The organism is Pseudomonas sp. HMSC067G02, assembly GCF_001813485.1.
Taxonomy (GTDB): Bacteria; Pseudomonadota; Gammaproteobacteria; order Pseudomonadales; family Pseudomonadaceae; genus Pseudomonas; species Pseudomonas aeruginosa.
The window spans coordinates 1-23,252 of sequence record NZ_KV812624.1; the positions used below are offsets into that span (position 1 = coordinate 1).

Sequence of the window (23,252 nt, forward strand, 5' to 3'; positions counted from 1 at the left end):
GGCTGTGCTGCGGACGGTAGGGCGAATAACGCCATAGGCGTTATCCGCCGCGGCCCTGCACAATCGGCGGATAACCGCGATGCGGTTATTCGCCCTACGCCATGGTTTGACCGGTGGTGCCGGGCGGGCGCTCTGCCGAGGCCGGGGCGGCGTCTCGCTTGGCAGGGGCGCGCGACGGACCATGAAAAACGGGGCCCGAAGGCCCCGTTGGGTCGCTCATGGGAGCAGTGGCGCTTCAGTCGTCGCCTTCGTCGTCGGCTCCATCGACGTTCATCCCCAGCTCCTTGATCTTGCGGGTCAGGGTATTGCGGCCCCAGCCGAGCAGCACGGCGGCATCGCGGCGGCGGCCGGCGGTGTGCTTGAGGGCGGTTTCTATCATGATCCGTTCGAAGGCCGGCACGGCGCTGTCCAGCAGGTTCGACTGGCCGCGGCCCAGCGCCTGGTCGGCCCACTGGCGCAGGGCCTGTTCCCAGTTCGCCGCCGGCGCGCTGTCCTGCGGCTGGGTCAGCAGCTCCGGCGGCAGGTCGTCGATGTGCACCTCGCGGCCGGAGGCCATCACGGTGATCCAGCGGCAGGTGTTCTCCAGTTGTCGGACGTTGCCCGGCCAGCCGAGGTTCTTCAGGTACTCCTCGGTTTCCGCCTTCAGCAGCTTGGGTTCCACCGCCAGCTCCTGGGCGGCGCGGCTGAGGAAGTGCCGGGCCAGCGCCGGGATGTCCTCGCGGCGGTCGGCCAGCCGCGGGATGTGGATGCGGATCACGTTCAGGCGATGGAACAGGTCCTCGCGGAACTTGCCGTCGCGCACCAGGCTTTCCAGGTTCTGGTGGGTGGCGGCGATGATCCTCACGTCGACCTTCACCGGCGTGTGCCCGCCGACCCGGTAGAACTCGCCGTCGGCCAGGACGCGCAGCAGGCGGGTCTGGGTGTCGGCCGGCATGTCGCCGATCTCGTCGAGGAACAGGGTGCCGCCATCGGCCTGCTCGAAGCGTCCGCGGCGCTGGGCGGCGGCCCCGGTGAAGGCGCCCTTCTCATGGCCGAACAGCTCGGATTCCATCAGGTCCTTGGGGATCGCCGCCATGTTCAGCGCGATGAATGGCGAGGCTGCGCGCGGGCTGTGGCGATGCAGGGCATGGGCGACCAGCTCCTTGCCGGTACCCGATTCGCCGTTGATCAGCACGGTGATGTTGGAATGGCTGAGGCGGCCGATGGCGCGGAATACCTCCTGCATCGCCGGCGCCTCGCCGATGATCTCCGGCGTGCGCGCCTGGTTCGCCGGCAGCTCCAGGCCCTGCTGCTCCTGGGCGTGCTGGTTGGCGCGCTTGACCAGGGAGACCGCCTCGTCGACGTCGAACGGCTTGGGCAGGTATTCGAAGGCGCCGCCCTGGTAGGAGGCCACCGCGCTGTCGAGGTCGGAATGCGCGGTCATGATGATCACCGGTAGGCGCGGATGCAGTTCGCGGATCTGCGCCAGCAGGTCGAGGCCGCTGGCGCCGGGCATGCGGATATCGGAGATGATCACGTCCGGCTGCTGCCGGCCGAGGCGGCCGATCACGCTGTCGGCGCTGTCGAAGCTCACCGTGGTCATGCCTTCCTGCTGCAGGGCTTTTTCCAGTACCCAGCGGATGGAGCGGTCGTCGTCGACGATCCAGACGGTCTCTGATCGGCTCATGGTCAATGCACTCCTTGTTCCAGGGGCAGGAACAGACTGAACACGGTATGGCCGGGGTGGCTCTCGCATTCAATCAGCCCCTGGTGCTGGCTGATGATGTTCTGGGCGATGGCCAGGCCGAGTCCGGTACCGTCCGGACGGCCGCTGACCATGGGGTAGAAGATGGTTTCCTGGAGCTCGGCCGGAATGCCCGGGCCGTTGTCGATGATCTCCACCTTGCACACCAGGCGGTGACGCGTGTGGCCGATGGTGAACTGGCGCAGGGTACGGCTGCGCAGGGTGATGCGACCGAGACGCAGGTCGTTCTGCCCGGCGATCGCCTGCATGGCGTTGCGTACCATGTTGAGCACGGCCTGGATCATTTGCTCGCGGTCGAGCAGCAGGTCGGGGATGCTCGGGTCGTAGTCGCGGACCAGGGTGATGCTGCCCTGGCTCTCCGCTTCCACCAGGCTGCTGACCCGCTCCAGCACTTCATGGATGTTGGTCGGCGCCAGGTTTGGCAGTTTGTTCGAGCCGAGCATGCGGTCCACCAGGTTCCGCAACCGGTCGGCTTCTTCGATGATGACGTTGGTGTAGTCCTTCAGCGACTCTTCCGGCAGCTCGCGGGATAGTAGTTGCGCTGCGCCGCGGATGCCGCCGAGCGGGTTCTTGATCTCGTGGGCGAGTCCGCGCACCAGCAGCTTGGTGGTCTCCTGTTTGGACAGCTGTGCTTCTTCGCGGGTGATCCGCATCAGCCGGTCGCGCGGATGGACCTCGAGCAGCAGCAGCGTCTCGTTGCGGTTGAGGATGGGCGTCACCGCATAGTCGACCGTGATGCTGACGCCGGTGATAGAGGTCAGGGTCGCTTCGCGCTTGGTGAACGGATGCGCCTGTTCCACCGCCTGGCGCAGCGAGTTCAAGGCTTCCGGCGATTCGGTGAACAGCTCGCTGATGAATTGCCCGTGGCTGCGCTGGCCGCTCACGGCCAGGAGCATCTCCGCTGCCGGGTTCATGTACTCCAGGCGCAGTTCGCCGTTGAGCAGGATCACCGCGGTGGTCAGGTTGTCGAGCAACAGTCGGTGCAGGGTATCGGTCGGCATGGCGGGCAGCTGTTCCAAGGTTGGGCAGGAAAATGCAAAAAGCAAACCAGGCGCCGAAAAGGCGCGTTTTTTCTGCCGAGGCGCTGGCTAGAGGTGCGCCGGGAAGGTTTTCGGCGACGAGCGGTGACCCGAAATGGGGACAGTATAGAAAGTGGTGCGGGTAATCGCACCAATCTGGTGCGTTGACGTGGCCGGCGGCGTTTTCGCCAGGAGAGTCGGGAAAAAAACCGGAAAATCCCGCCCACGGCGGAGTGGGCAGGGGAAGTTCGGCTAGCGCTCGCTCGGCTGTACCGCGCTGACCAGCGGCGTATCGACCTCCGGCAGGGGTTGCCCGGCGATGCTCACTCGATGCAGGTGGAAGGGCTGGCTCGGGGTGCTTTCGACGGTCATGCCGTCGCCATCGATGATTTCCACTGCGACCTGGTGGGTGCCGCGATCGAGGTTCTTCAACGGGAACACCGGGCTGTGTCCCGGCGCTCCGGCAGGCTTGCCGTCGAGCAGCAGGCGATAGCGATGGCCGGGCAGCAGCGCCGGCTCGCTGGTGACGGTGACGATGACGTCGCCGCTGTTGGCGCGCAGGGTTGCGTCCGGTTCGGGGAAGAGGATGCGCAGTAGCTGGTAGGCCGGCGGCTTCACCTCCAGCGGCGCGGCGGGCGGACGATAGCGTATGCCCGGCGGCGCCACGCTGTTGCCCGGCGCCAGTTCGACGCGTTGGGCCTTGCGCCCGCTGGGGGGCTGGTCGGTGTAGACGCGGTTGCCCTCGGCGTCGATGTAGGTGTAGACCCCCGCTTGCGCGGCGCAGGCCAGGCACAGCAGGAGGGCGCCGAGAATGCGCGGGATCATCGCTTCTTCCCGAGGTGCACGCGCTGCACGGTGAAGGTCACCGGCGGGCTGGATTGCAGCACCCGTTCGCCGTTGAGTACCTGTACCGCGAGGCTGTGGTCGCCGCGGTCGATCTCGTGCAGGGTGAAGCGGGTGCCGCCGCTGGGCGTGCCGTAGGGTTTGCCGTCCAGCACCAGTTGCAACTGGTGGCCGCTGTGCAGGGCCGGGCGGATGCTGACGCTGACGTTGAAGGTGCCGTTGTTGGCGCGCAGCGCCTCTTCCGTGGGGAGGTCGCTGAGGGCAAGGATCTCGTAGGCGGCAGCCTCGCTATCGGCGGCCGGGGCATTGCCCGCGGAGGACTTTTCCGGCGTGTCGATTCCTACGGTATTGGTCGGCTGCAGTTCGACGGTCTGCGCCTGCACCCCGTCTGGCGGCTGGTTGGTGAATACCTTGTTGCCGTTGGCGTCGGTGTATTGGTAGATCTGCGCCATGGCCGGCAGGGCGGCGGCCAGGAGCAGGCAGCTGGTGATCAGGCGCATGGACGGTCTCCGGGTGAACCTGCCAAGCGTTGCACCGCATCGGCGCGCTGGCAAGCCGTGCATTGTGCGGCATGCGGGTATTCGAAGGTGTGCGCTGGGGCACGTTGGCGGTCGCTGTGCCCCGCCGCGCGGCTGCGTTCGTCTCAGCCGGCACTGGCGGGGCGAACCCTCGTTGCGCCAGAGTGTCTGTGCTTGCGCCGCCGGCCGGCGGCCCCGTTCGAAACGGCGGGTGTCCGGCTTGTATGATGCGGCTGTTTCGGTTTCTCACCTTGGGGACTGCCTTTCTCGTGCCGATCTTCGCCCGCTTCACCCTTCGCTCCCGCGTCCTGGCGGCCCTGCTGCTGTGCCTCTGCGCGGCCCTGTTCTACTCGCCGCCGGGCGCCGCGGCGCTGCCGAACCCGTTGGCGGGGAGTTCCTCCGGTGGCGAGAAGGTCAGCGATGCGCAGTTGGAACAATCGCTGAACCAGGTCATCCAGACCCTGGAGAACGACAGGCAGCGCGCCGACCTGCTGAAAAAGCTGAAACAGCTGCGCGACGTGACCAAGAAAGGCAAGGAAAGCGAGGGTGGGGTGCTGGGGCTGATCGGCGATACCCTGACCAGCCTGGAAAAGCAGTTCCAGGGCGCGAACAGCCCGGTCGCGTTATGGGGCAACCAGTTCCAGCTGGCGCGTGCCGAACTCGAGGAGCGCTTTCCCAGCTGGCGCGACCTGCCGGCGATGGTCTTCGATTTTTCGGTGGTGATCCTCCTCTGGGCCTGCCTGGCCAGCGCGCTGCTCTGGCTCAGCCGGCGCATGCGCGAGCGCTTCGGCCTGTCGGCGGAGTTGCCGCAGCATCCGAAGACCCGCGACCTGCTGCTGTTTTCCCTGCGCAAGCTGGGGCCCTGGCTGGTGGCCTTCCTCATCACCCTGTACCTGTCGGTGGTGCTGCCGGACTCCCTGAGCAAGACCCTGGCGATGGTCATGGCCTATGTGCTGGTCTGCGGCACGCTGTTCTCCGCGCTGTGCGTGATTTCCCTCTCGCTGCTCAGTGGCCCGCACCGCCAGCGCGCCCTGGATATCCTGCGGCGCCAGGCGTTCCGCCCGTTGTGGCTGATCGGCAGCCTCGCCGCGCTGGGCGAGGTCGCCCACGATCCGCGGCTGATCGCCGGCCTCGGCGAGCACACCTCGATCTGCCTGAGTACCCTGGCCAACGCCAGCGCCGCGCTGTTCACCGCGCTATTCGTGATGCGTTTCCGCCGGCCGATCGCCCACCTGATCCGCAACCAGCCGCTGGAGCGCCGCCTCAAGCGCCGTAGCCTGCACGACCTGGTGCAACTGGTCGGCTCGCTGTGGTTCGTGCCGGTGCTGGTGCTGGTGGGGATTTCCCTGTTCGCCACCTTCGTTTCCGCCGGCGACAGCAGTTCGGCGTTGCGCCGGGCGCTGGTCTGCGCGGTGCTGGCGGTGGTGGCGATGACCGTGATCGGGCTGATCCGCCGCCGTTCCAGTCGGGTCGGCGCCGGCCCGCGCCGCAGCGCGCCGTACATCGAGCAGTTGCAAAGCTTCGGCTACACCCTGCTGCACATCTTCGTGGTGCTGTTCTTCATCGAGGTCGCCTTGCGCGTCTGGGGCATGTCGCTGATTCGCTATGCGGAAGGCGAGGGCGAGCAGATCAGCATGAAGGTGGTCAGCTTCGGCACCACCCTGCTGGTCGCCTGGCTGATCTGGATCCTCACCGATACCGCGATCCAGCACAGCCTCGGCCTGGGCGGCAAGAGCCGGCCGAACACCCGCGCGCTGACCATGCTGCCGCTGATCCGCAACGTGCTGTTCGCCACCATCGCGGTGATCGCCCTGATCGTCGCCCTGGCCAACATGGGCATGAACGTCACCCCGCTGCTGGCCGGTGCCGGCGTGATCGGCCTGGCCATCGGCTTCGGTGCGCAGTCGCTGGTGGCGGACCTGATCACCGGCCTGTTCATCATCATCGAGGACTCGCTGTCGATCGACGACTACGTCGACGTCGGCGGCCACCTTGGCACGGTCGAGGGCCTGACTATCCGTACCGTGCGCCTGCGCGACCTGGACGGCGTGGTGCATACCATCCCGTTCAGCGAGATCAAGAGCATCAAGAACTACTCGCGCCAGTTCGGCTACGCGATGTTCCGCTGGCCGGTGCCGGCGAGCATGCCGATCGACGACGCGGTGGCGCTGGTGCGCGAGGTCGCGATGGAGCTGCGCAGCGACCCGGCGGTCTACCGCAACCTGTGGTCGCCGATGGAATTGCAGGGCGTGGAGAGTTTCGACAACGGCCAGGCGATCCTGCGCTTCCGCTTCAAGACCGCGCCGATCAAGCAGTGGGAGGTCCAGCGGGCGTTCAACCTGCGCCTGCGTCGGCGCCTCGACCAGGCCGGCCTCGAACTGTCCATGCCGCGTCTCAACGTACAGTTGAGCCGGGCGCCCAAGGCGAAATCCGCGGAACCGGACGAGCAGGGCACGCCGGCGGACGGCGGCATCTAGCGCGACAGGATGACCCGGCAGATGCGGCGCATGTCGCGGTCGTCGATGCCGTCGCACTGCCACGGCGCACGCGATACCACGGCCCGGCACTGGCGGCGCATGTCGCGGCTGTCGATGTCGTCGCAGCGCTTGCGGTCGCCGCGGACGATGGCGCGGCACTGGCGGCGCGTGTCGCCGTCGCGGATGTCGTCGCAGTCGTAGCGCTGTCCCGGCGCCAGCAGCGCGCCGCAGTAACGCCGCAGGTCGCGGCTGTCGATGTCGCCGCAATCCCCGCTGTCGCCGCGTTCCAGTGCGTTGCACATGCGCCGCAGGTCGCGGTCGTGGATATCGCGGCATTCGGTGGCGGCCTGGGCGGGCAGGCTGAGGATGGCGGCAAGCAGGAGCCAGAGAGAGTGACGCATGGACGGTCCTTATCCTTGGGGCGGGGAGCGCGGCAAGTCTAACCGAACGGCGCGGCGAACTTTGCGTTTCTCCATGGGCCGGCCCATAAAAAAGGCCTCCCGAAGGAGGCCTCAAGAGGGTGACTCGTTGTTATAGGAAAGGGTGGATCAGACGCTGTAGTACAGGTCGTATTCCAGCGGGTGCACGAAGGTGCGCACCTTGATCTCTTCTTCGCTCTTCAGCTCGATGTAGGCATCGATGAACTCGTCGGTGAACACGCCGCCCTTGGTCAGGAACGCGCGGCCCTTGTCGAGTTCTTCCAGCGCCTCTTTCAGGCTGCCGCAAACCTGCGGGATTTCCTTCGCCTCTTCCGGCGGCAGGTCGTACAGGTTCTTGTCGGCGGCATCGCCGGGGTGGATCTTGTTCTGGATGCCGTCCAGGCCGGCCATCAGCAGCGCGGCGAAGGCCAGGTAGGGGTTGGCTGCCGGGTCCGGGAAGCGCGCTTCGATACGGCGGGCCTTCGGGCTGGATACGTAGGGGATACGGATCGAGGCGGAACGGTTGCGCGCCGAGTAGGCCAGCATCACCGGAGCTTCGAAGCCCGGGACCAGGCGCTTGTAGGAGTTGGTCGAGGGGTTGGTGAAGCCGTTCAGGGCCTTGCCGTGCTTGATGATGCCGCCGATGAAGTACAGGGCGGTCTCGGACAGGCCGGCATAGCCTTCGCCGGCGAAGGTGTTCTTGCCGTCCTTGGAGATCGACATGTGCACGTGCATGCCCGAGCCGTTGTCGCCGTACAGCGGCTTCGGCATGAAGGTCACGGTCTTGCCGTAGGCGTCGGCGACGTTGTGCACGCAGTACTTCAGGGTCTGCACTTCGTCGGCCTTGGCGACCAGGGTGTTGAACTTCACGCCGATCTCGTTCTGGCCGGCGGTTGCCACTTCGTGGTGGTGGACTTCGACCACCAGGCCCATTTCTTCCAGGGCGTTGCACATGGCGGTGCGGATTTCATGGTCGTGGTCGACCGGCGGTACCGGGAAGTAGCCGCCCTTCACGCCCGGGCGATGGCCCTTGTTGCCGGACTCGATGTCGGCGTCGGTGTTCCAGGAAGCCTGCTCGGAGAAGATCTTGAACATCGAGCCGGAGATGTCGGACTTGAACTTCACTTCGTCGAAGATGAAGAACTCCGGCTCCGGGCCGACGAACACGGTGTCGCCGATGCCGGTGGACTTCAGGTACTCCTCGGCGCGCTTGGCGATGTTGCGCGGGTCGCGCTCGTAGCCTTGCATGGTGCTCGGCTCGATGATGTCGCAGACCAGGATCAGGGTCGGCTCTTCGGTGAACGGATCGAGGACGGCGGTGCTGTCGTCCGGCATCAGGATCATGTCGGAGGCTTCGATGCCTTTCCAGCCGGCGATGGAGGAGCCGTCGAACATCTTGCCGGCTTCGAAGAACTCATCGTCCAGCGCGTCGCGAGCCGGCATGGTGACGTGTTGCTGCTTGCCCTTGGTATCGGTGAAGCGCAGGTCTACCCACTTCACGTCATGGTCTTTGATCAGTTGGTGCGACTTGTACGACATGCTGTCCTCCAGGAGGGATTAGAGCTGGGAGCTTTTTCTGTGCCCCAGTATCGGGTGATGCCGGCCGGAATACTCCGCCAGGGCAACCTGCCTCACAAGTGAGCAAGTTGCGTGCCAGTGCCCGGAATCGGGCAGGGCCCCATGTTTGGCGGGGCCAGGTCTTCTTCATGGTAGCTGGGCGGCCTTCGGGTGCACCGTTATGGTGCTCCATGTTGGTGCATCATTCCATTTTGGTGCAGCAAAAATAACTGTGCATATTTCTGCTCAATACGTGAGCAATTTCAGATATAATTCCGCCCCTTTTTTTCCGTCGCCCCGCGCGTTCGCGTCCCTCGCATGAAACTCATCGTCAAGACCTTCCAGGAAATCACCATCAAGAGCCGGCCGGTGCGCAAGCGCTTCATCCGGCAGTTGGCGAAGAACATCCGCGCGGTGCTGCGCGACCTGGACCCGGAGCTGAAGGTCGAGGGCGAGTGGGACAACCTTGAGGTAGAGACCGCCGTGGTCGACGCCAAGGCCAGGCGCGAGATGATCGAGCGCCTGACCTGCACCCCGGGCATCGGTCATTTCCTCGAGGTCCACGAGTATCCGCTGGGCGATTTCGACGACATCCTCGCCAAGTGCAAGGCGCATTTCGGCGACCAGTTGGCCGGCAAGACCTTCGCCGTGCGCTGCAAGCGCGCCGGCAAGCACGCGTTCACCTCGATGGAGGTGGAGCGTTACGTCGGCAGCGGCCTGCGCCGCGAATGCGGGGCTGCCGGGATCGACCTGAAGCAGCCGGAAGTCGAGGTGCGGATGGAAATCCGCCTCGACCGCCTGTTCGTCATCCATCGCCAGCATCCGGGCCTGGGCGGCTATCCGCTGGGCGCGCTGGAACAGGTGCTGGTGCTGATGTCCGGCGGCTTCGACTCGACCGTGGCGGCCTACCAGATGATGCGCCGCGGGATGATCAGCCACTTCGTGTTCTTCAACCTCGGCGGGCGCGCCCACGAATTGGGGGTGATGGAAGTCGCCCACTACCTGTGGGAGAAGTACGGCCGCTCGCAGCGCGTGCTGTTCGTCAGCGTGCCGTTCGAGGAAGTGGTCGGCGAGATCCTCACCAAGGTCGACGACAGCTATATGGGCGTGACCCTCAAGCGCATGATGCTGCGCGCCGCCAGCCGCGTGGCCGAGCGCCTGGAGCTGGACGCGCTGGTGACCGGCGAGGCGATCTCCCAGGTGTCCAGCCAGACCCTGCCGAACCTCTCGGTGATCGACCGGGTTACCGACACCCTGGTGCTGCGCCCGCTGATCGTCAGCCACAAGCAGGACATCATCGACACCGCCCGGCAGATCGGCACCGCCGAGTTCGCCCGGCACATGCCGGAATACTGCGGGGTGATCTCGGTGAACCCGACCACCCAGGCCAAGCCCTACCGCGTCGAGCACGAAGAGTCGAAATTCGACATGGCGGTGCTCGAGCGCGCCCTGGAGCGCGCCACCCAGCGCACCGTCGACCGGGTGATCGACGAACTCGGCCAGGACCTGCAGGTGGAAGAGGTCGGCGAGGTGCTGCCCGGTCAGATTGTCATCGATATCCGCCATCCTGATGCCCAGGAAGACGAACCCCTGGCCCTGGAAGGCGTCGAAGTCCAGGCGCTGCCGTTCTACGCGATCAACAGCCGCTTCAAGGAACTGGACGCCAACCGCCAGTACCTCCTGTATTGCGACAAAGGGGTGATGAGCCGCCTGCATGCCCATCATCTGCTCAACGAGGGGCACACCAATGTGCGTGTTTATCGTCCGGCTTAAGCAGCCGGGCTTGTTCGGCGGCAGCATCCGCCACCGTCCTCCCGACACGTCCGCCGCCTAGGCCGATGCCCGCCCTTCGGCGTGCCGGCCGGACCGGGGCAGCGTCCGCCTGCTGCCCGCCCCTTAATTGAAGAAGCCTGTCGTGTCGGGCGCCGCCCTGTCCGACCCCACCACCGCCACGAAGCCGCGCTTCGGGCGTTAAACGAGACAAGACTTGTGATCGAAAATCTGCGCAACATCGCCATCATCGCCCACGTCGACCATGGCAAGACCACCCTGGTGGACAAGCTGCTGAAGCTGTCCGGCACCCTCGACCGCAAAGAAGCGGAAAGCGAGCGGGTGATGGACTCCAACGACCAGGAAAAAGAGCGTGGCATCACCATCCTGGCGAAGAACACCGCGATCAAGTGGAACGGCTACAACATCAACATCGTCGACACCCCCGGTCACGCCGACTTCGGCGGCGAGGTGGAGCGCGTGATGTCGATGGTCGACTCCGTGCTGCTGGTGGTCGACGCCCAGGACGGCCCCATGCCGCAGACCCGCTTCGTGACCCAGAAGGCCTTCAAGGCCGGCCTGCGTCCGATCGTGGTGGTGAACAAGATCGACCGCCCGGGCGCGCGTCCGGACTGGGTCATCGACCAGATCTTCGACCTGTTCGACAACCTCGGCGCCACCGACGAGCAACTCGACTTCCCGATCGTCTACGCCAGCGCCCTGAACGGCATCGCCGGCCTCGACCACGAGAAGATGGACGACAACATGGACGCGCTGTTCCAGGCGATCATCGACCACGTCCCGGCCCCGGTGGTGGACACCGAGGGTCCGTTCCAGATGCAGATCTCGCAGCTGGACTACAACAGCTTCCTCGGCGTGATCGGTATCGGCCGCATCACCCGCGGCAAGGTCAAGTCCAACACCCCGGTGGTGGCCATCAGCGACGACGGCAGCAAGCGCAACGGCCGCATCCTGAAGATCATGGGCCACCACGGCCTGCAGCGCGTCGAGGTGGCCGAGGCGGAAGCCGGCGACATCGTCTGCGTCAGCGGCATGGAGGAGCTGTTCATCTCCGATACCCTGTGCGACCCGCAGAACGTCGAGGCGCTGCCGCCGCTGACCGTCGACCAGCCGACCGTGAGCATGACCTTCCAGGTCAACGATTCGCCGTTCGCCGGCCGCGAAGGCAAGTTCGTCACCAGCCGCAACATCAAGGAGCGCCTGGAGAAGGAACTGCTGCATAACGTGGCGCTGCGCGTCGAGCCGGGCGACAGCCCGGAGAAGTTCAAGGTTTCCGGCCGTGGCGAACTGCACCTGTCGGTACTGATCGAGACCATGCGCCGCGAAGGCTTCGAGCTGGCCGTGGGCCGCCCGGAAGTGGTGATCATCGAGAAGGACGGCGAGAAGCAGGAGCCCTACGAGAACGTCACCATCGACATCGAGGAGCAGCACCAGGGCTCGGTGATGGAGCAGATGGGCCTGCGCAAGGGTGACCTGAGCAACATGATTCCCGACGGCAAGGGCCGAGTGCGCCTGGAGTACACCATTCCGGCGCGCGGCCTGATCGGCTTCCGCAACAACTTCCTGACCCTGACCTCGGGCACCGGCATCCTGACCTCGACCTTCAGCCATTACGGTCCGATCAAGGCCGGCGAAGTCAGCAACCGCCAGAACGGCGTACTGGTCTCCATGGCCACCGGCACCGCGCTGACCTACTCGCTGGAGACCCTGCAGAGCCGCGGCAAGCTGTTCCTCGGCCCGGGCGACGAAATCTACGAAGGCCAGTTGGCCGGCATCAACAGCCGTGACAACGACCTGGTGATCAACCCGACCAAGGGCAAGAAGCTCGACAACATGCGCGCTTCCGGCAAGGACGAAGTCATCGCCCTGGTTCCGCCGATCCGCTTCACCCTCGAGCAGGCGCTGGAGTTCATCGCCGACGACGAGCTGGTGGAAGTGACGCCGAAGTCGATCCGCCTGCGCAAGAAGATGCTCAACGAGAACGACCGCAAGCGCTACGAGCGCAGCAAGGTCTAAACCGTTGCCGTACCGGCGCGCCGCAACGGCGTGCCTCGCGGCCGGCAGGCAGGGCAGGGGTGCCCGGCCTGCCGGCCGTTTTGCTATGCGCCGGGCGCTTTCCGGCGGGGCTTGATGGCCCCCGCGGCAGCGGCCCGCAGCAAGCGGCGGAACGTCGGGCAGTCCATGTGCTCGCGCGCCGGACAGGCCGCGGCATGCCGCAGGCCGTCGCGCATGGCGGCGAGGCGGCGGATCGTCCGGTCCAGTTCGTCGGCCTTGGCCGCCAGCGCCGCGCGGTCGATCCGCAGCGCGCCGTCGGCTGCGCCCATGCCGGCAATCTCGTCCAGCGACAACCCGGCGGCGCGGCCCAGCCCGATCAGCGCCAGCCGCTCCAGCACGCCTGCATCGAACAGCCGGCGCAGGCCGTGCCGGCCGCTGGAGGCGATCAGTCCCTTTTCCTCGTAGTAGCGCAGGGTCGAGGCCGGTACCCCGGATCGTCGCGCGACCTCGCCTATGTCCAGTTGCCGCATGCCCTTGACCTCAAGTCGACTTGAAGTGGAAGACTAGCGTTTCGGCACCTGGGCCGTGACGAAATACAGACGAGGTGAACCTCATGTGGGACGAACGCTATGCCGCCGAAGAGTATGTCTACGGAACCGAACCCAACGCTTTCCTGAAGGAACATGCGCAGCGGCTGGCCGGGCCGGTGTTGAGCGTCGCCGAGGGCGAGGGGCGCAACGCGGTGTTCCTCGCTTCGCTGGGGCTGGAGGTGCTTGGCGTGGACGGCTCCGCCGTCGGCCTGGCCAAGGCGCGCCGGCTGGCCGAGGCGAAAGGCGTGTCGATCGACACCCTGGTGGTCGACCTGGCGGACTACGAACCGCCGGCAGCGGCGTTCGGCGCGGTGGTGTCGATCTTCGCGCACCTGCCCAGTCGCGTGCGCGGCAGACTCAACCGCCTGCTGGAGCGTTCGCTGCGACCGGGCGGTCTCTTCCTGCTGGAGGCCTATCGGCCGGAACAGCTCGGCCGCGGCACCGGCGGCCCGGCGGACGTCGACATGCTGGTGAGCCGCGCGGCGCTGGAGGCGGAGCTGCCGGAGTGCGAGGTGCTGCTGGCGCGGGAAATCGAGCGCGAGGTGGTCGAGGGCCGTTTCCACACCGGCGCGGCCTGTGTGGTCCAGTTCATCGCCAGGAAGAGGTAGCTCGCCACGGGGCGGGCGTCGGAATGCGTCGAATCTCGGGAATGCGGGCTGTATACTCCCGGCGCGGGTTCCGCTCTGGCAGGATGGCCAGGGCAGGTATCAGTGGATCGTGGTACCTCTTGATCAAGGATTCGACGCATGCAATGGATTTTCATGCTGGTGGGCCTGATCCTCGGCGGCTTCGCCGGGGAATCGCTGGTCGGCGCACTCCTCGGCGGCCTCTCCGGCCTGGCCCTGGGACAGGCCGTCTCGCTGCAGAACCTGGCGCAACAGAACGAGCGCCTGCGCAAGCAGATGAGCGAATTCGCCGAACGCTTCGAGCGCGGCACCGAGGTCATCCACCAGCGCTTGCTGCGTGTGGAGCGCCAGGCGCAGGACCTTCCCGAAAGCGTTCCCGAGCCGGCCGCCGACATCGACCAGCCGCTCGCAGACACGCCTCCCGCTCCTCCCGCCGAGGTTGCCCCGCCGCTGGACTGGGACATCGAGCTGCCGCCCGTCGAGGCTGCGCCGCCTCCGCCTCGTCCCCCCGAGCCCGTCCAGCCCATCGAGCGTCAGCCGGCGTTCCAGTCTGACGCCCAGCCAGCGCCGCGCCGCCCCGCCCCTCCGGCGCCTCCACGCGAACCCTCGCTGGTCGAGCGTGGCTTCGCCGCGGCCAAGGGCTGGCTGTTCGGCGGCAACACGGTATTGCGCATCGGCGTGGTGCTGCTGTTCATCGGCCTGGCCTTCCTCCTGCGCTACGCCTCGGAACGGGTGGCGGTGCCGGTGGAGTACCGCTACGCCGGGGTGGCGCTGGCAGCGATGGCGCTGCTCGGCGTCGGCTGGTGGTTGCGCGAGCGGCGCGCCGCCTACGGCCTGATCCTGCAAGGCACCGGTATCGCGGTGCTGTACCTGACCATCTTCGCCGCCATGCGCCTGCATCCGCTGATCTCTCCCGGCGCGGCGCTGGCCCTGCTGGTGGTGGTGACGATCTGCTCGGCGATCCTCGCCGTGCTGCAGAACGCCATGGGCCTGGCGGTGGTGGCGGCGCTCGGCGGCTTCGCCGCGCCGATCCTGACCTCCACCGGCAGCGGCAACCATGTAGCGCTGTTCAGCTACTTCGCCCTGCTCAACGCCGGCATCTTCGCCATCGCCTGGTTCCGCGCCTGGCGGCCGCTCAACCTGGTCGGCTTCGTCGGCACCTTCGGCATCGGTTTCGCCTGGGGACTGCGCTCCTATACACCGGAGCTGTTCGCCAGCACCGAGCCGTTCCTGGCCCTGTTCTTCCTGATGTACGTCGGGATCGGCCTGCTCTTCGCCCGCCGCAAGCTGCTGGAGGCCGCGCAGGCGCCTGCCGAGCGCGGCGAACTGCTGCGCTGGTCGGCGCGACAGGCCGACTACATCGACGCCACCGTGCTGTTCGGCCCGCCACTGGTGGGGTTCGGCCTGCAATGCGCGGTGATCGGCCACATCGATTTTGGCATGGCCTTCAGCGCCCTGGCCCTGGGCCTCTTCTACATGGTCCTGGCGCGGGCGCTGCGTGGCCATGCTTCGGCCGGACGCACCAGCCTGCTGGTGGAAATCTGCCTGGCGCTGGGGGTGGTCTTCGGCACCCTGGCCATTCCGCTCGGCCTGGACGCGCGCTGGACCTCGGCCGCCTGGGCCGTCGAGGGCGCCGGCATCTACTGGCTCGGCCTGCACCAGCAACGCCGCCTGGCGCGGCTCTTCGCCCTGCTGTTGCAGGGCGGTGCGGCGTTGGCCTACCTGAATGGCGTGCGGCCGGGTGAGACGACGTTGCTGGAGGGTTCGCCGCTGGGCGCGCTGATGCTCGGTGCGGCGGCGCTGTTCAGCTTCTGGCAGCTGCGTCGCGCGCCGGCGAAAGCGCTGGCCGACTGGGAGCCGGCCTGCCGGCCGTTGCTGGCGGCCGCCGGCCTGGCCTTCCTCTACCTGGTCGCACCGCTCTGCCTGGCCGTCGACGGCACCGCCATCGCCTGGGCCGTGGCCGGCCTGGCGAGCTTGTTCGCCGGCTTGCGCCTGGGCTCGCGTACCTTCCTGTTCTGCGCCTTCGCCGTGCAACTGCTGGGCGGTGCGCTGTTCCTCCTGCATTTGCAGGGCGGCGATGGCCAGGGTGGGGTATTCGACTCGGGCTGGCGTGGCTTGATGACCGCCTCGCTGATTGGCCTGGCGCTGATCGGCGGCATGCTGCTGGCGGCGCGCGACCCGCTGGTGAAGGACGACAGTCGGCTGCTCATGGGCTTGAGCCTGGTGCTGCTGGCCGGTCTGGCGTTCGTCAACCTGGCAGTGCTGTTCGTCCTGCCTTGGCGCAGCGCCAGCGCGGTATGGGCCGGTAGCGGGCTGCTGATCATCTGGCTGAGCCTGGTGCTGCGCCAGCGCCTGAGCTTCTACTTCGGCCTCGCCTTGCAGGTAGTGGGCGGCCTGGCGTTCCTCCTCGCCGGGCCGTCGCTGTTCGGCTCGCTGAGCGGCGAAGGCCTGCGGCCCCTGGCCCATTCCGGGTTCTGGACGCCGGCAGTGCTGGCCCTGGCGGCGCTGGTCGGCGCCTGGCGGCTGCGCCGCGCCGGCGAGCGCGAGCGGGCGCTGGGTATCGGTACCCTCGGCCTGGCCGAGCTGTCGCACCTGCTGCTGCTCTGGGGAGCCGGCTGGTGGGCGCTGACCGCGCTGTGCGAAACCGTCCGCTTCGTGCCTTATGGCCTGCGCGAGCATGCGTTGCTGCTGGTGGCCGCGGCGACAGTGGCGTCGTGGATGCTGCTGGCGCTGCGCGAGCGCTGGCGCGAACTGGCCCTGCTGTGCCTGGCGCTGGTCCCGGTGGCGCTGTTGGCCCTGGCCAGTGCCTGGCGTTTCGATTACCAGCCGTTCGGCGAATTCGGCTGGCTGGCCTGGCCGCTGCTGTTCGCCACGCACCTGCTGTCGCTGCGACGCCTTGCCCCGCTGCTGCCGGCGAAGGCCCTGAGCGTCGCCCATGTGCTCGGCTGCTGGCTGTTGCTCGGGGTGCTGGCGCTGGAGCTGCGCTACCTGTTCGCCTTGCTCGCCGAACAGTACAACGCCTGGCGTTGGCTGGGCTGGGCGCTGGTCCCGAGCGCCTACCTGCTGCTGGTGGCCGGCGTGCGGAGCCTGCCCTGGCCGCTGCGCGACTTCCCGCGGGAGTATCGGCTGCTCGCCGCTGCGCCGGTGGCGCTGTTGCTGCTCGGCTGGTTCTGGAGCGCCAACCTGTTCAGCGACGGCGCCGCCGAGCCGCTGCCTTACCTGCCGCTGGCCAACCCGCTGGAACTGGGGCTGCTGATCGCGCTGTTCGCCCTCTACCGCTGGAGCGACGCCAGCCTGGCCTCGCTCGTCGATGGCAATGCCAGCGCGCGCCTGGGGCGCCAGGCGTTGGCCGGCGCCTCGCTGTTCGCCCTGCTGACCCTGGCGGTGTGCCGCGCCGCGCACCACCTGGCCGGCGTGCCGTTCCAGGCCGACGCGCTGGCCGCGTCGATGCTGGTGCAGGCGGGGCTGTCGCTGGTCTGGACGCTCTGTGCGCTGGGCCTGACCATCGCCGGTACCCGTCTCGGCCGGCGCGACCTGTGGATGGTCGGCGCGGCGCTGGTCGGCGTCGTGGTGGTCAAGCTGTTCTTCGTCGAGCTCGGCAACAGCGGCAGCCTGGAGCGAATCATCTCCTTCATCGGGGTCGGCGTCCTGTTGCTGGTCGTCGGCTACTTCTCACCCTTGCCTCCGCGTCGTGCCGAGGTCGCATCGGAGGCCGAGCAGCCATGACGCGCTCCTTTTCGTTCAGAACCGCCGGCCTGCTCCTGCTGGGCGCCTGCCTGTCCCTGCCGCTGTCGGCGAAGGAGTCTGCCGAAGGTTTCAGCCGTCAGGTGGCGCTGTCGCTGCAGGGCGAAGGACCCTGGTATCGCCTGAGCATCCCGATGAGCGTGCAGTTGTCGGCTGCCCATGCCGACCTGCGCGACCTGCGGGTCTTCGATGCCGAGGGCGAGGCCTTGCCCTACGCCCTGGTGGCCGGCAGCGAACGCCAGGCCAGCACGCCGCATGAGGCCGAGGTGCGGCTGTTCCCGTTGCGAGGCACGTCCGCCGCCGACGCGACGCAGCCGAACCTGCGGGTGCAGCGCAACACCAGCGGCACCATAGTCGAGGTGCTGACGGAAAACGCCGGGCCGGCTGCCGAGACTTTGCGCGGCTGGCTGATCGACGCGAGCGCGGTGACGTTTCCCCTGGAGCGCCTGCGGCTGGACTGGAGCAGCCCGGAGGAGGGCTTCCAGCGCTTCTCCGTGGAAGCCAGCGACGACCTCGAGCATTGGCAGGCCTGGGGTGACGGACAGATCGCCCGCTTGACCTTCAACGGCGAACGCATCGACGTCAGCGAGGTCAAGCTTCCCGGCCGCCAGGCCCGCTACCTGCGTCTGGCCTGGCCGGCCGGGGCAACCGCGGCAGACCTCCATGGCGCCCGCCTGCAAGGCAGCACGCGGAGCACCGAGCCGGCGCCGATGATCTGGTCCGAGCCGCTGGCCGGGCGCCAGGCAGGGGACGGCGAGTACCGCTGGCAGTTGCCGCTGGCGTTGCCGTTGCAGCGGGTGCGGGTGTCCCTGGAGCAGGCGCTGACCCACACCATCGTCCCGGTGGAACTGTCCGGCCGTGATCGTACGGAGAACGCTTCGCCGCGCCGGGAGGCCGCCTGGAGCAGCCTGGCACGCGGGGTCCTCTACCGGCTGCCGATCGACGGCCGCAACGTACAGCAGAACGAGCTGGAACTGCCGGGCTGGGCGGTGCGCGAGCTGCGTCTGCAGGTGGACCAACGAGGTACTGGCCTGGGCCCGGAGGTCCCGTCCCTGAGTGTCGGCCTGCCGGCCAGCGAACTGGTGTTCCTGGTGCGCGGCAGCCCGCCGTACCGGCTGGCGTTCGGCAAGCCCGGCGCGCAGTCGGCGGCGCTGCCGCTCGGCGTACTGATTCCCGGCTATACCGAGAGCAAGCGCGCCACCCTGGGTAGCGCCAGCCTGGGCGAACCGCTGGAGGTGGCCATGGCGGCCGCGGCGCCGGCACCGGGTAGCGACTGGAAGAAGATCGGCCTGTGGGCGGTACTTCTGCTGGGGGTCGCTCTGCTGGTAATAATGGCAATGAGCCTGCTGCGTTCCTCGCCGAACAAGCCATGAGCCGGTTCCGCGCTATGCTGTTCGGCTGAGGAGGCTTTACGACGGGCCCCGGGGCGCATGCCGACGACGCGGCGGCCCGACAATAAAAACAAATCACGGAGTAAGAGAATGATCAGAATGGCGCTCAAGCCACTGGTAGCGGCCTGCCTGCTGGCTTCGCTGTCCACCGCCCCGCAGGCTGCTCCTTCGCCCTATTCGACGCTGGTGGTGTTCGGCGACAGCCTCAGCGATGCCGGGCAGTTCCCCGATCCTGCCGGCCCCGCCGGAAGCACCTCGCGTTTCACCAACCGGGTCGGCCCGACCTACCAGAACGGCAGCGGCGAGATCTTCGGACCGACCGCGCCCATGCTGCTCGGCAATCAGCTCGGCATCGCCCCGGGTGACCTGGCTGCCTCGACCTCGCCGGTCAACGCCCAGCAGGGCATCGCCGACGGCAACAACTGGGCGGTGGGCGGCTACCGGACCGATCAGATCTACGACTCGATCACCGCGGCCAACGGCTCGCTGATCGAGCGCGACAATACCCTCCTGCGCAGCCGCGATGGCTACCTGGTGGACCGTGCCCGCCAGGGCCTGGGTGCCGATCCGAACGCGTTGTACTACATCACCGGCGGCGGCAACGACTTCCTCCAGGGGCGCATCCTCAACGACGTCCAGGCCCAACAGGCCGCCGGTCGCCTGGTGGATAGCGTGCAGGCCCTGCAGCAGGCCGGCGCGCGCTACATCGTGGTCTGGCTGTTGCCCGACCTGGGCCTGACCCCGGCTACCTTCGGTGGTCCCTTGCAGCCTTTCGCCAGCCAACTCAGCGGCACGTTCAACGCCGAGCTGACCGCCCAGTTGAGCCAGGCCGGCGCCAACGTCATTCCGTTGAACATCCCGCTGCTGCTCAAGGAAGGCATGGCCAACCCGGCTTCCTTCGGCCTGGCCGCCGACCAGAACCTGATCGGCACCTGTTTCAGCGGCAACGGCTGTACCATGAACCCGACCTACGGGATCAACGGCAGCACGCCCGACCCGAGCAAACTGCTGTTCAACGACAGCGTGCACCCGACCATCACCGGCCAGCGCCTGATCGCCGACTACACCTATTCGCTGCTGTCGGCGCCCTGGGAGTTGACCCTGCTGCCGGAAATGGCCCACGGCACCCTGCGTGCCTACCAGGACGAACTGCGCAGCCAGTGGCAGGCGGACTGGGAGAACTGGCAGAACGTCGGCCAGTGGCGCGGCTTCGTCGGCGGCGGCGGCCAGCGCCTGGACTTCGACTCCCAGGACAGCGCCGCCAGCGGCGACGGCAATGGCTACAACCTGACCCTTGGCGGCAGCTACCGCATCGACGAGGCCTGGCGCGCCGGGGTCGCCGCCGGTTTCTACCGGCAGAAGCTGGAAGCCGGCGCCAAGGATTCCGACTACCGGATGAACAGCTACATGGCCAGCGCCTTCGTGCAGTACCAGGAAAACCGCTGGTGGGCCGACGCGGCGTTGACCGGCGGCTACCTCGACTACGACGACCTGAAGCGCAAGTTCGCCCTGGGCGGCGGCGAGCGCAGCGAGAAAGGCGACACCAACGGCCACCTGTGGGCGTTCAGCGCGCGCCTGGGCTACGACATCGCCCAGCAGGCCGACAGTCCCTGGCACCTGTCGCCGTTCGTCAGCGCCGACTATGCACGGGTCGAGGTCGACGGCTATTCCGAGAAGGGCGCCAGCGCCACCGCGCTCGACTACGACGACCAGAAGCGCAGCTCGAAGCGCCTGGGCGCCGGCCTGCAAGGCAAGTACGCGTTCGGCAGCGATACCCAGCTGTTCGCCGAGTACGCCCACGAACGCGAGTACGAGGACGACACCCAGGACCTGACCATGTCCCTCAACAGCCTGCCGGGCAATCGCTTCACCCTCGAAGGCTACACCCCGCAGGACCACCTCAACCGCGTCTCCCTCGGCTTCAGCCAGAAGCTGGCGCCGGAGCTGTCGCTGCGCGGCGGCTACAACTGGCGCAAGGGCGAGGACGATACCCAGCAGAGCGTCAGCCTGGCGCTGAGCCTGGACTTCTGAAACGGCGGCCGGCGCCCGGGCGGCGCCGGTCGCGTTTCCCGTCGACGGAACGATCGGCGCGCGCCGGCATCAAGAGAGTAGTACCCCGCTGTTACTCGCCGCCCGGTCGACCGCCATACACTGCCGATCCGTTTCGTTCGAGGGAATCGCCCGATGAGTTTCAACACCGAAGTACAGCCCGGCATCTGCATGGAGCCGGACGCCATCACCCAGGAATACGTGTTCAACCACACCATGTTGCGGGTCAAGGATCCGAAGCGCTCGCTCGACTTCTACTCGCGGGTGCTCGGCATGCGCCTGCTGCGTCGCCTGGATTTCGAGGAAGGCCGCTTCTCCCTGTATTTCCTCGCCATGACCCGTGGCGAAGAAGTGCCTGATGCGGTTGACGAGCGCCAGCGATATACCTTCGGGCGCCAGTCGGTCCTCGAGCTGACCCACAACTGGGGCAGCGAGAGCGACGACAGCCAGTACCACAACGGCAACCAGGACCCGCGCGGGTTCGGCCATATCTGTTTCTCGGTGCCCGACCTGGTGGCGGCCTGCGAGCGTTTCGAGACGCTCGGGGTGAACTTCGTCAAGCCGCTGGACCGAGGCATGAAGAACGTGGCCTTCATCAGCGATCCCGACGGCTACTGGGTGGAAATCGTCCAGGCCAGCCTGAACGGCGAGATGGGACGCGGCTGACGACCGTCGATCGGCTGCGCGCCGCGGAAATGAACCGCGCCACCGCCGCCGATCTCCAACCGGCGGTTGCGCGGAGTCAAGCGTGACCGCCAATTCCGCGTTAAACTGCGCGGGTTTTTTCCTCTCTCCGGAGCCATCCATGTCCCGCGTTACCCTGAGCCGCTATCTGATCGAGCAGACCCGCAGCCACAACACCCCGGCCGACCTGCGCTTCCTCATCGAGGTCGTGGCGCGTGCCTGCAAGGAAATCAGCCATGCGGTGTCCAAGGGCGCGCTGGGCGGCGTACTCGGCAGCATGGGCACCGAGAACGTGCAGGGCGAGGTGCAGAAGAAGCTGGACGTGATGTCCAACGAGATCCTGCTGGAAGCCAACGAATGGGCCGGCAACCTGGCCGGCATGGCCTCCGAGGAGATGGACCACCCCTACCAGATTCCGGGGCGCTACCCGAAAGGCGCCTACCTGCTGGTCTTCGACCCGCTGGACGGCTCCAGCAACATCGACGTCAACGTCTCGGTCGGCACCATCTTCTCGGTGCTGCGCTGCCCCAGCGAGTACCTGAACCAGAACGATACCCTGCGCGAGGAGGCCTTCCTCCAGCCGGGCACCACCCAGGTCGCCGCCGGCTACGCCATCTACGGCCCGCAGACCATGCTGATGCTGACCCTCGGCAACGGCGTCAAGGGCTTCACCCTGGACCGCGAGCTGGGCAGCTTCGTCCTCACCCACGACAACATCAGCGTGCCGGAAAGCACCGCCGAGTTCGCCATCAACATGTCCAACCAGCGCCACTGGGAAGCGCCGGTGAAACGCTACGTGGAAGAACTGCTGGCCGGCAAGGAAGGCCCGCTGGGCAAGAACTACAACATGCGCTGGATCGCCTCGATGGTCGCCGACGTCCACCGCATCCTGACCCGTGGTGGCGTCTTCATGTACCCGCGCGACGCCCGCGAGCCGGAGAAGCCCGGCAAGCTGCGCCTGATGTACGAAGCCAACCCGATGTCGTTCATCATCGAGCAGGCCGGCGGCGCCGCCACCAACGGCACCCAGCGCATCCTCGACATCAAGCCGGAGAACCTGCACCAGCGTGTCGCGGTGTTCCTCGGCTCGAAGCAGGAAGTCGAGCGCATCACCGGCTACCACGCGGAGTAGGCCGATGAGCGCGCCCTGGGAGACCTTGCTCGACTGGTGGTTCGGCACCTCCAGCGATGCCGCCGAGGTGGTTGCCCAGCGCAACGGCCTGTGGTTCGGCAAGAACGTCTGCCAGGACGCCGATGCCGGCGGCCGTTTCGGCGACCTGGTGAACCAGGCGCTGGACGGCGGCTTGCAGGAGTGGACGGCCGAGGCCGATGGCTGGCTGGCGTTGATCCTGTTGCTCGACCAGTTGCCGCGGATGATCTACCGCGACACGCCGCGCGCCTACGCCGGCGACGCCCGGGCGCAACGGGTGGTGCGCGAGGGCCTGGAGAAAGGCTTCGACCGCCAGTTGCCGCCGGTGCGCCGGGTGTTCGCCTACCTGGTCCTGGAGCACGCCGAGGACCTGCCCAGCCAGGAGCGGGCGGTAGCCTGCTTCCGCGACCTGCGCGATCAGGTCGGCGGCAGTGCGCGCCAGCCCTTCGATGACTTCTACGACTATGCCGAGCGGCATCATGCGGTAGTCGCCCGTTTCGGCCGCTTCCCCCATCGCAACGCCATTCTCGGCCGCCCTTCCAGCGAGGAGGAGACGGCGTTCCTCAGGGAACCCGGTTCGCGTTTCTGACTCCAAGGCTTCGGATTTCCCCCGCGTATGCCAAGCTGTAGGGCAGCGCTTCCCCCGAACAAGGAG

At 67.2% G+C, this 23,252-nt stretch carries 17 protein-coding genes; 10 read left to right on the forward strand and 7 right to left on the reverse strand.

Going from position 1 to position 23,252, the window contains the following annotated elements; genetic code table 11:
* Positions 1 to 235: 235 nt before the first annotated feature.
* From ntrC to HMPREF2914_RS02480, 4 genes are all read right to left on the reverse strand, one after another.
* The gene (gene ntrC / locus HMPREF2914_RS02465; RefSeq protein WP_003104661.1) at positions 236 to 1,666 is read right to left on the reverse strand and encodes a two-component system response regulator NtrC; all 1,431 of its coding nucleotides are present in this window, start codon (positions 1,664 to 1,666) and stop codon (positions 236 to 238) included.
* Positions 1,667 to 1,668: 2 nt separating this feature from the next.
* Positions 1,669 to 2,745, reverse strand: a complete 1,077-nt coding sequence (ntrB, locus tag HMPREF2914_RS02470; RefSeq protein WP_003096033.1) for a two-component system sensor histidine kinase NtrB — start codon at positions 2,743 to 2,745, stop codon at positions 1,669 to 1,671.
* A 270-nt stretch (positions 2,746 to 3,015) separates the two neighbouring features.
* Complete coding sequence (locus HMPREF2914_RS02475) at positions 3,016 to 3,588, reverse strand: DUF4124 domain-containing protein (RefSeq protein ID WP_023092716.1); 573 nt, start codon at positions 3,586 to 3,588, stop codon at positions 3,016 to 3,018.
* A complete protein-coding gene (locus tag HMPREF2914_RS02480) occupies positions 3,585 to 4,106 on the reverse strand; it encodes a DUF4124 domain-containing protein (protein WP_003096024.1) in 522 nt (173 codons plus the stop codon). Before HMPREF2914_RS02480 ends, HMPREF2914_RS02475 begins: the two co-directional genes overlap by 4 nt.
* A gap of 287 nt (positions 4,107 to 4,393) precedes the next feature.
* On the opposite strand from HMPREF2914_RS02480, the gene HMPREF2914_RS02485 reads away from it, so the two are divergent.
* Positions 4,394 to 6,601: a mechanosensitive ion channel family protein gene (locus HMPREF2914_RS02485; RefSeq protein ID WP_003096022.1), complete on the forward strand. Its 2,208-nt coding sequence runs from the start codon at positions 4,394 to 4,396 to the stop codon at positions 6,599 to 6,601.
* On the opposite strand, the gene HMPREF2914_RS02490 is transcribed toward HMPREF2914_RS02485, so the two are convergent.
* Both HMPREF2914_RS02490 and glnA read right to left on the reverse strand, forming a co-directional pair.
* Positions 6,598 to 7,002, reverse strand: a complete 405-nt coding sequence (locus HMPREF2914_RS02490; protein ID WP_003096019.1) for a hypothetical protein — start codon at positions 7,000 to 7,002, stop codon at positions 6,598 to 6,600. The two genes, HMPREF2914_RS02485 and HMPREF2914_RS02490, sit on opposite strands and share 4 nt — an antisense overlap.
* 147 nt (positions 7,003 to 7,149) lie before the next feature.
* Positions 7,150 to 8,559: a glutamate--ammonia ligase gene (glnA, locus tag HMPREF2914_RS02495; RefSeq protein WP_003096016.1), complete on the reverse strand. Its 1,410-nt coding sequence runs from the start codon at positions 8,557 to 8,559 to the stop codon at positions 7,150 to 7,152.
* 336 nt (positions 8,560 to 8,895) lie between these two features.
* Here glnA and thiI point away from each other — a divergent pair, with 336 nt between their 5' ends.
* Together thiI and typA are read left to right on the forward strand one after the other, a co-directional pair.
* Positions 8,896 to 10,350, forward strand: coding sequence for a tRNA uracil 4-sulfurtransferase ThiI (gene thiI / locus HMPREF2914_RS02500; protein WP_003096011.1), 1,455 nt, complete (start codon positions 8,896 to 8,898; stop codon positions 10,348 to 10,350).
* Positions 10,351 to 10,566: 216 nt separating this feature from the next.
* Positions 10,567 to 12,384: a translational GTPase TypA gene (typA, locus tag HMPREF2914_RS02505; RefSeq protein ID WP_003096009.1), complete on the forward strand. Its 1,818-nt coding sequence runs from the start codon at positions 10,567 to 10,569 to the stop codon at positions 12,382 to 12,384.
* A gap of 83 nt (positions 12,385 to 12,467) precedes the next feature.
* Here the strand turns inward: typA and HMPREF2914_RS02510 are convergent, their stop codons facing one another.
* Positions 12,468 to 12,893: a helix-turn-helix domain-containing protein gene (locus HMPREF2914_RS02510; RefSeq protein WP_003114472.1), complete on the reverse strand. Its 426-nt coding sequence runs from the start codon at positions 12,891 to 12,893 to the stop codon at positions 12,468 to 12,470.
* An 83-nt stretch (positions 12,894 to 12,976) separates the two neighbouring features.
* Here HMPREF2914_RS02510 and HMPREF2914_RS02515 point away from each other — a divergent pair, with 83 nt between their 5' ends.
* The 7 genes from HMPREF2914_RS02515 (at position 12,977) to HMPREF2914_RS02545 (ending at position 23,186) form a co-directional block, all read left to right on the forward strand.
* Positions 12,977 to 13,561, forward strand: coding sequence for an SAM-dependent methyltransferase (locus HMPREF2914_RS02515; RefSeq protein ID WP_003110179.1), 585 nt, complete (start codon positions 12,977 to 12,979; stop codon positions 13,559 to 13,561).
* A gap of 138 nt (positions 13,562 to 13,699) precedes the next feature.
* Positions 13,700 to 17,305, forward strand: coding sequence for a DUF2339 domain-containing protein (locus HMPREF2914_RS02520; RefSeq protein ID WP_023092715.1), 3,606 nt, complete (start codon positions 13,700 to 13,702; stop codon positions 17,303 to 17,305).
* A complete protein-coding gene (locus HMPREF2914_RS02525) occupies positions 17,302 to 18,696 on the forward strand; it encodes a DUF3999 domain-containing protein (protein ID WP_023092714.1) in 1,395 nt (464 codons plus the stop codon). The genes HMPREF2914_RS02520 and HMPREF2914_RS02525 overlap by 4 nt, the downstream gene beginning before the upstream one ends.
* A gap of 108 nt (positions 18,697 to 18,804) precedes the next feature.
* Positions 18,805 to 20,745, forward strand: coding sequence for an esterase EstA (gene estA, locus HMPREF2914_RS02530; RefSeq protein WP_003115524.1), 1,941 nt, complete (start codon positions 18,805 to 18,807; stop codon positions 20,743 to 20,745).
* Between the two features lie 153 nt (positions 20,746 to 20,898).
* Complete coding sequence (gene gloA / locus HMPREF2914_RS02535; protein ID WP_003101793.1) at positions 20,899 to 21,429, forward strand: lactoylglutathione lyase; 531 nt, start codon at positions 20,899 to 20,901, stop codon at positions 21,427 to 21,429.
* 139 nt (positions 21,430 to 21,568) lie between these two features.
* Positions 21,569 to 22,579: a class 1 fructose-bisphosphatase gene (locus tag HMPREF2914_RS02540; RefSeq protein ID WP_003110175.1), complete on the forward strand. Its 1,011-nt coding sequence runs from the start codon at positions 21,569 to 21,571 to the stop codon at positions 22,577 to 22,579.
* A 4-nt stretch (positions 22,580 to 22,583) separates the two neighbouring features.
* Positions 22,584 to 23,186, forward strand: a complete 603-nt coding sequence (locus HMPREF2914_RS02545; protein ID WP_003095987.1) for a DUF924 family protein — start codon at positions 22,584 to 22,586, stop codon at positions 23,184 to 23,186.
* Positions 23,187 to 23,252: the final 66 nt, after the last annotated feature.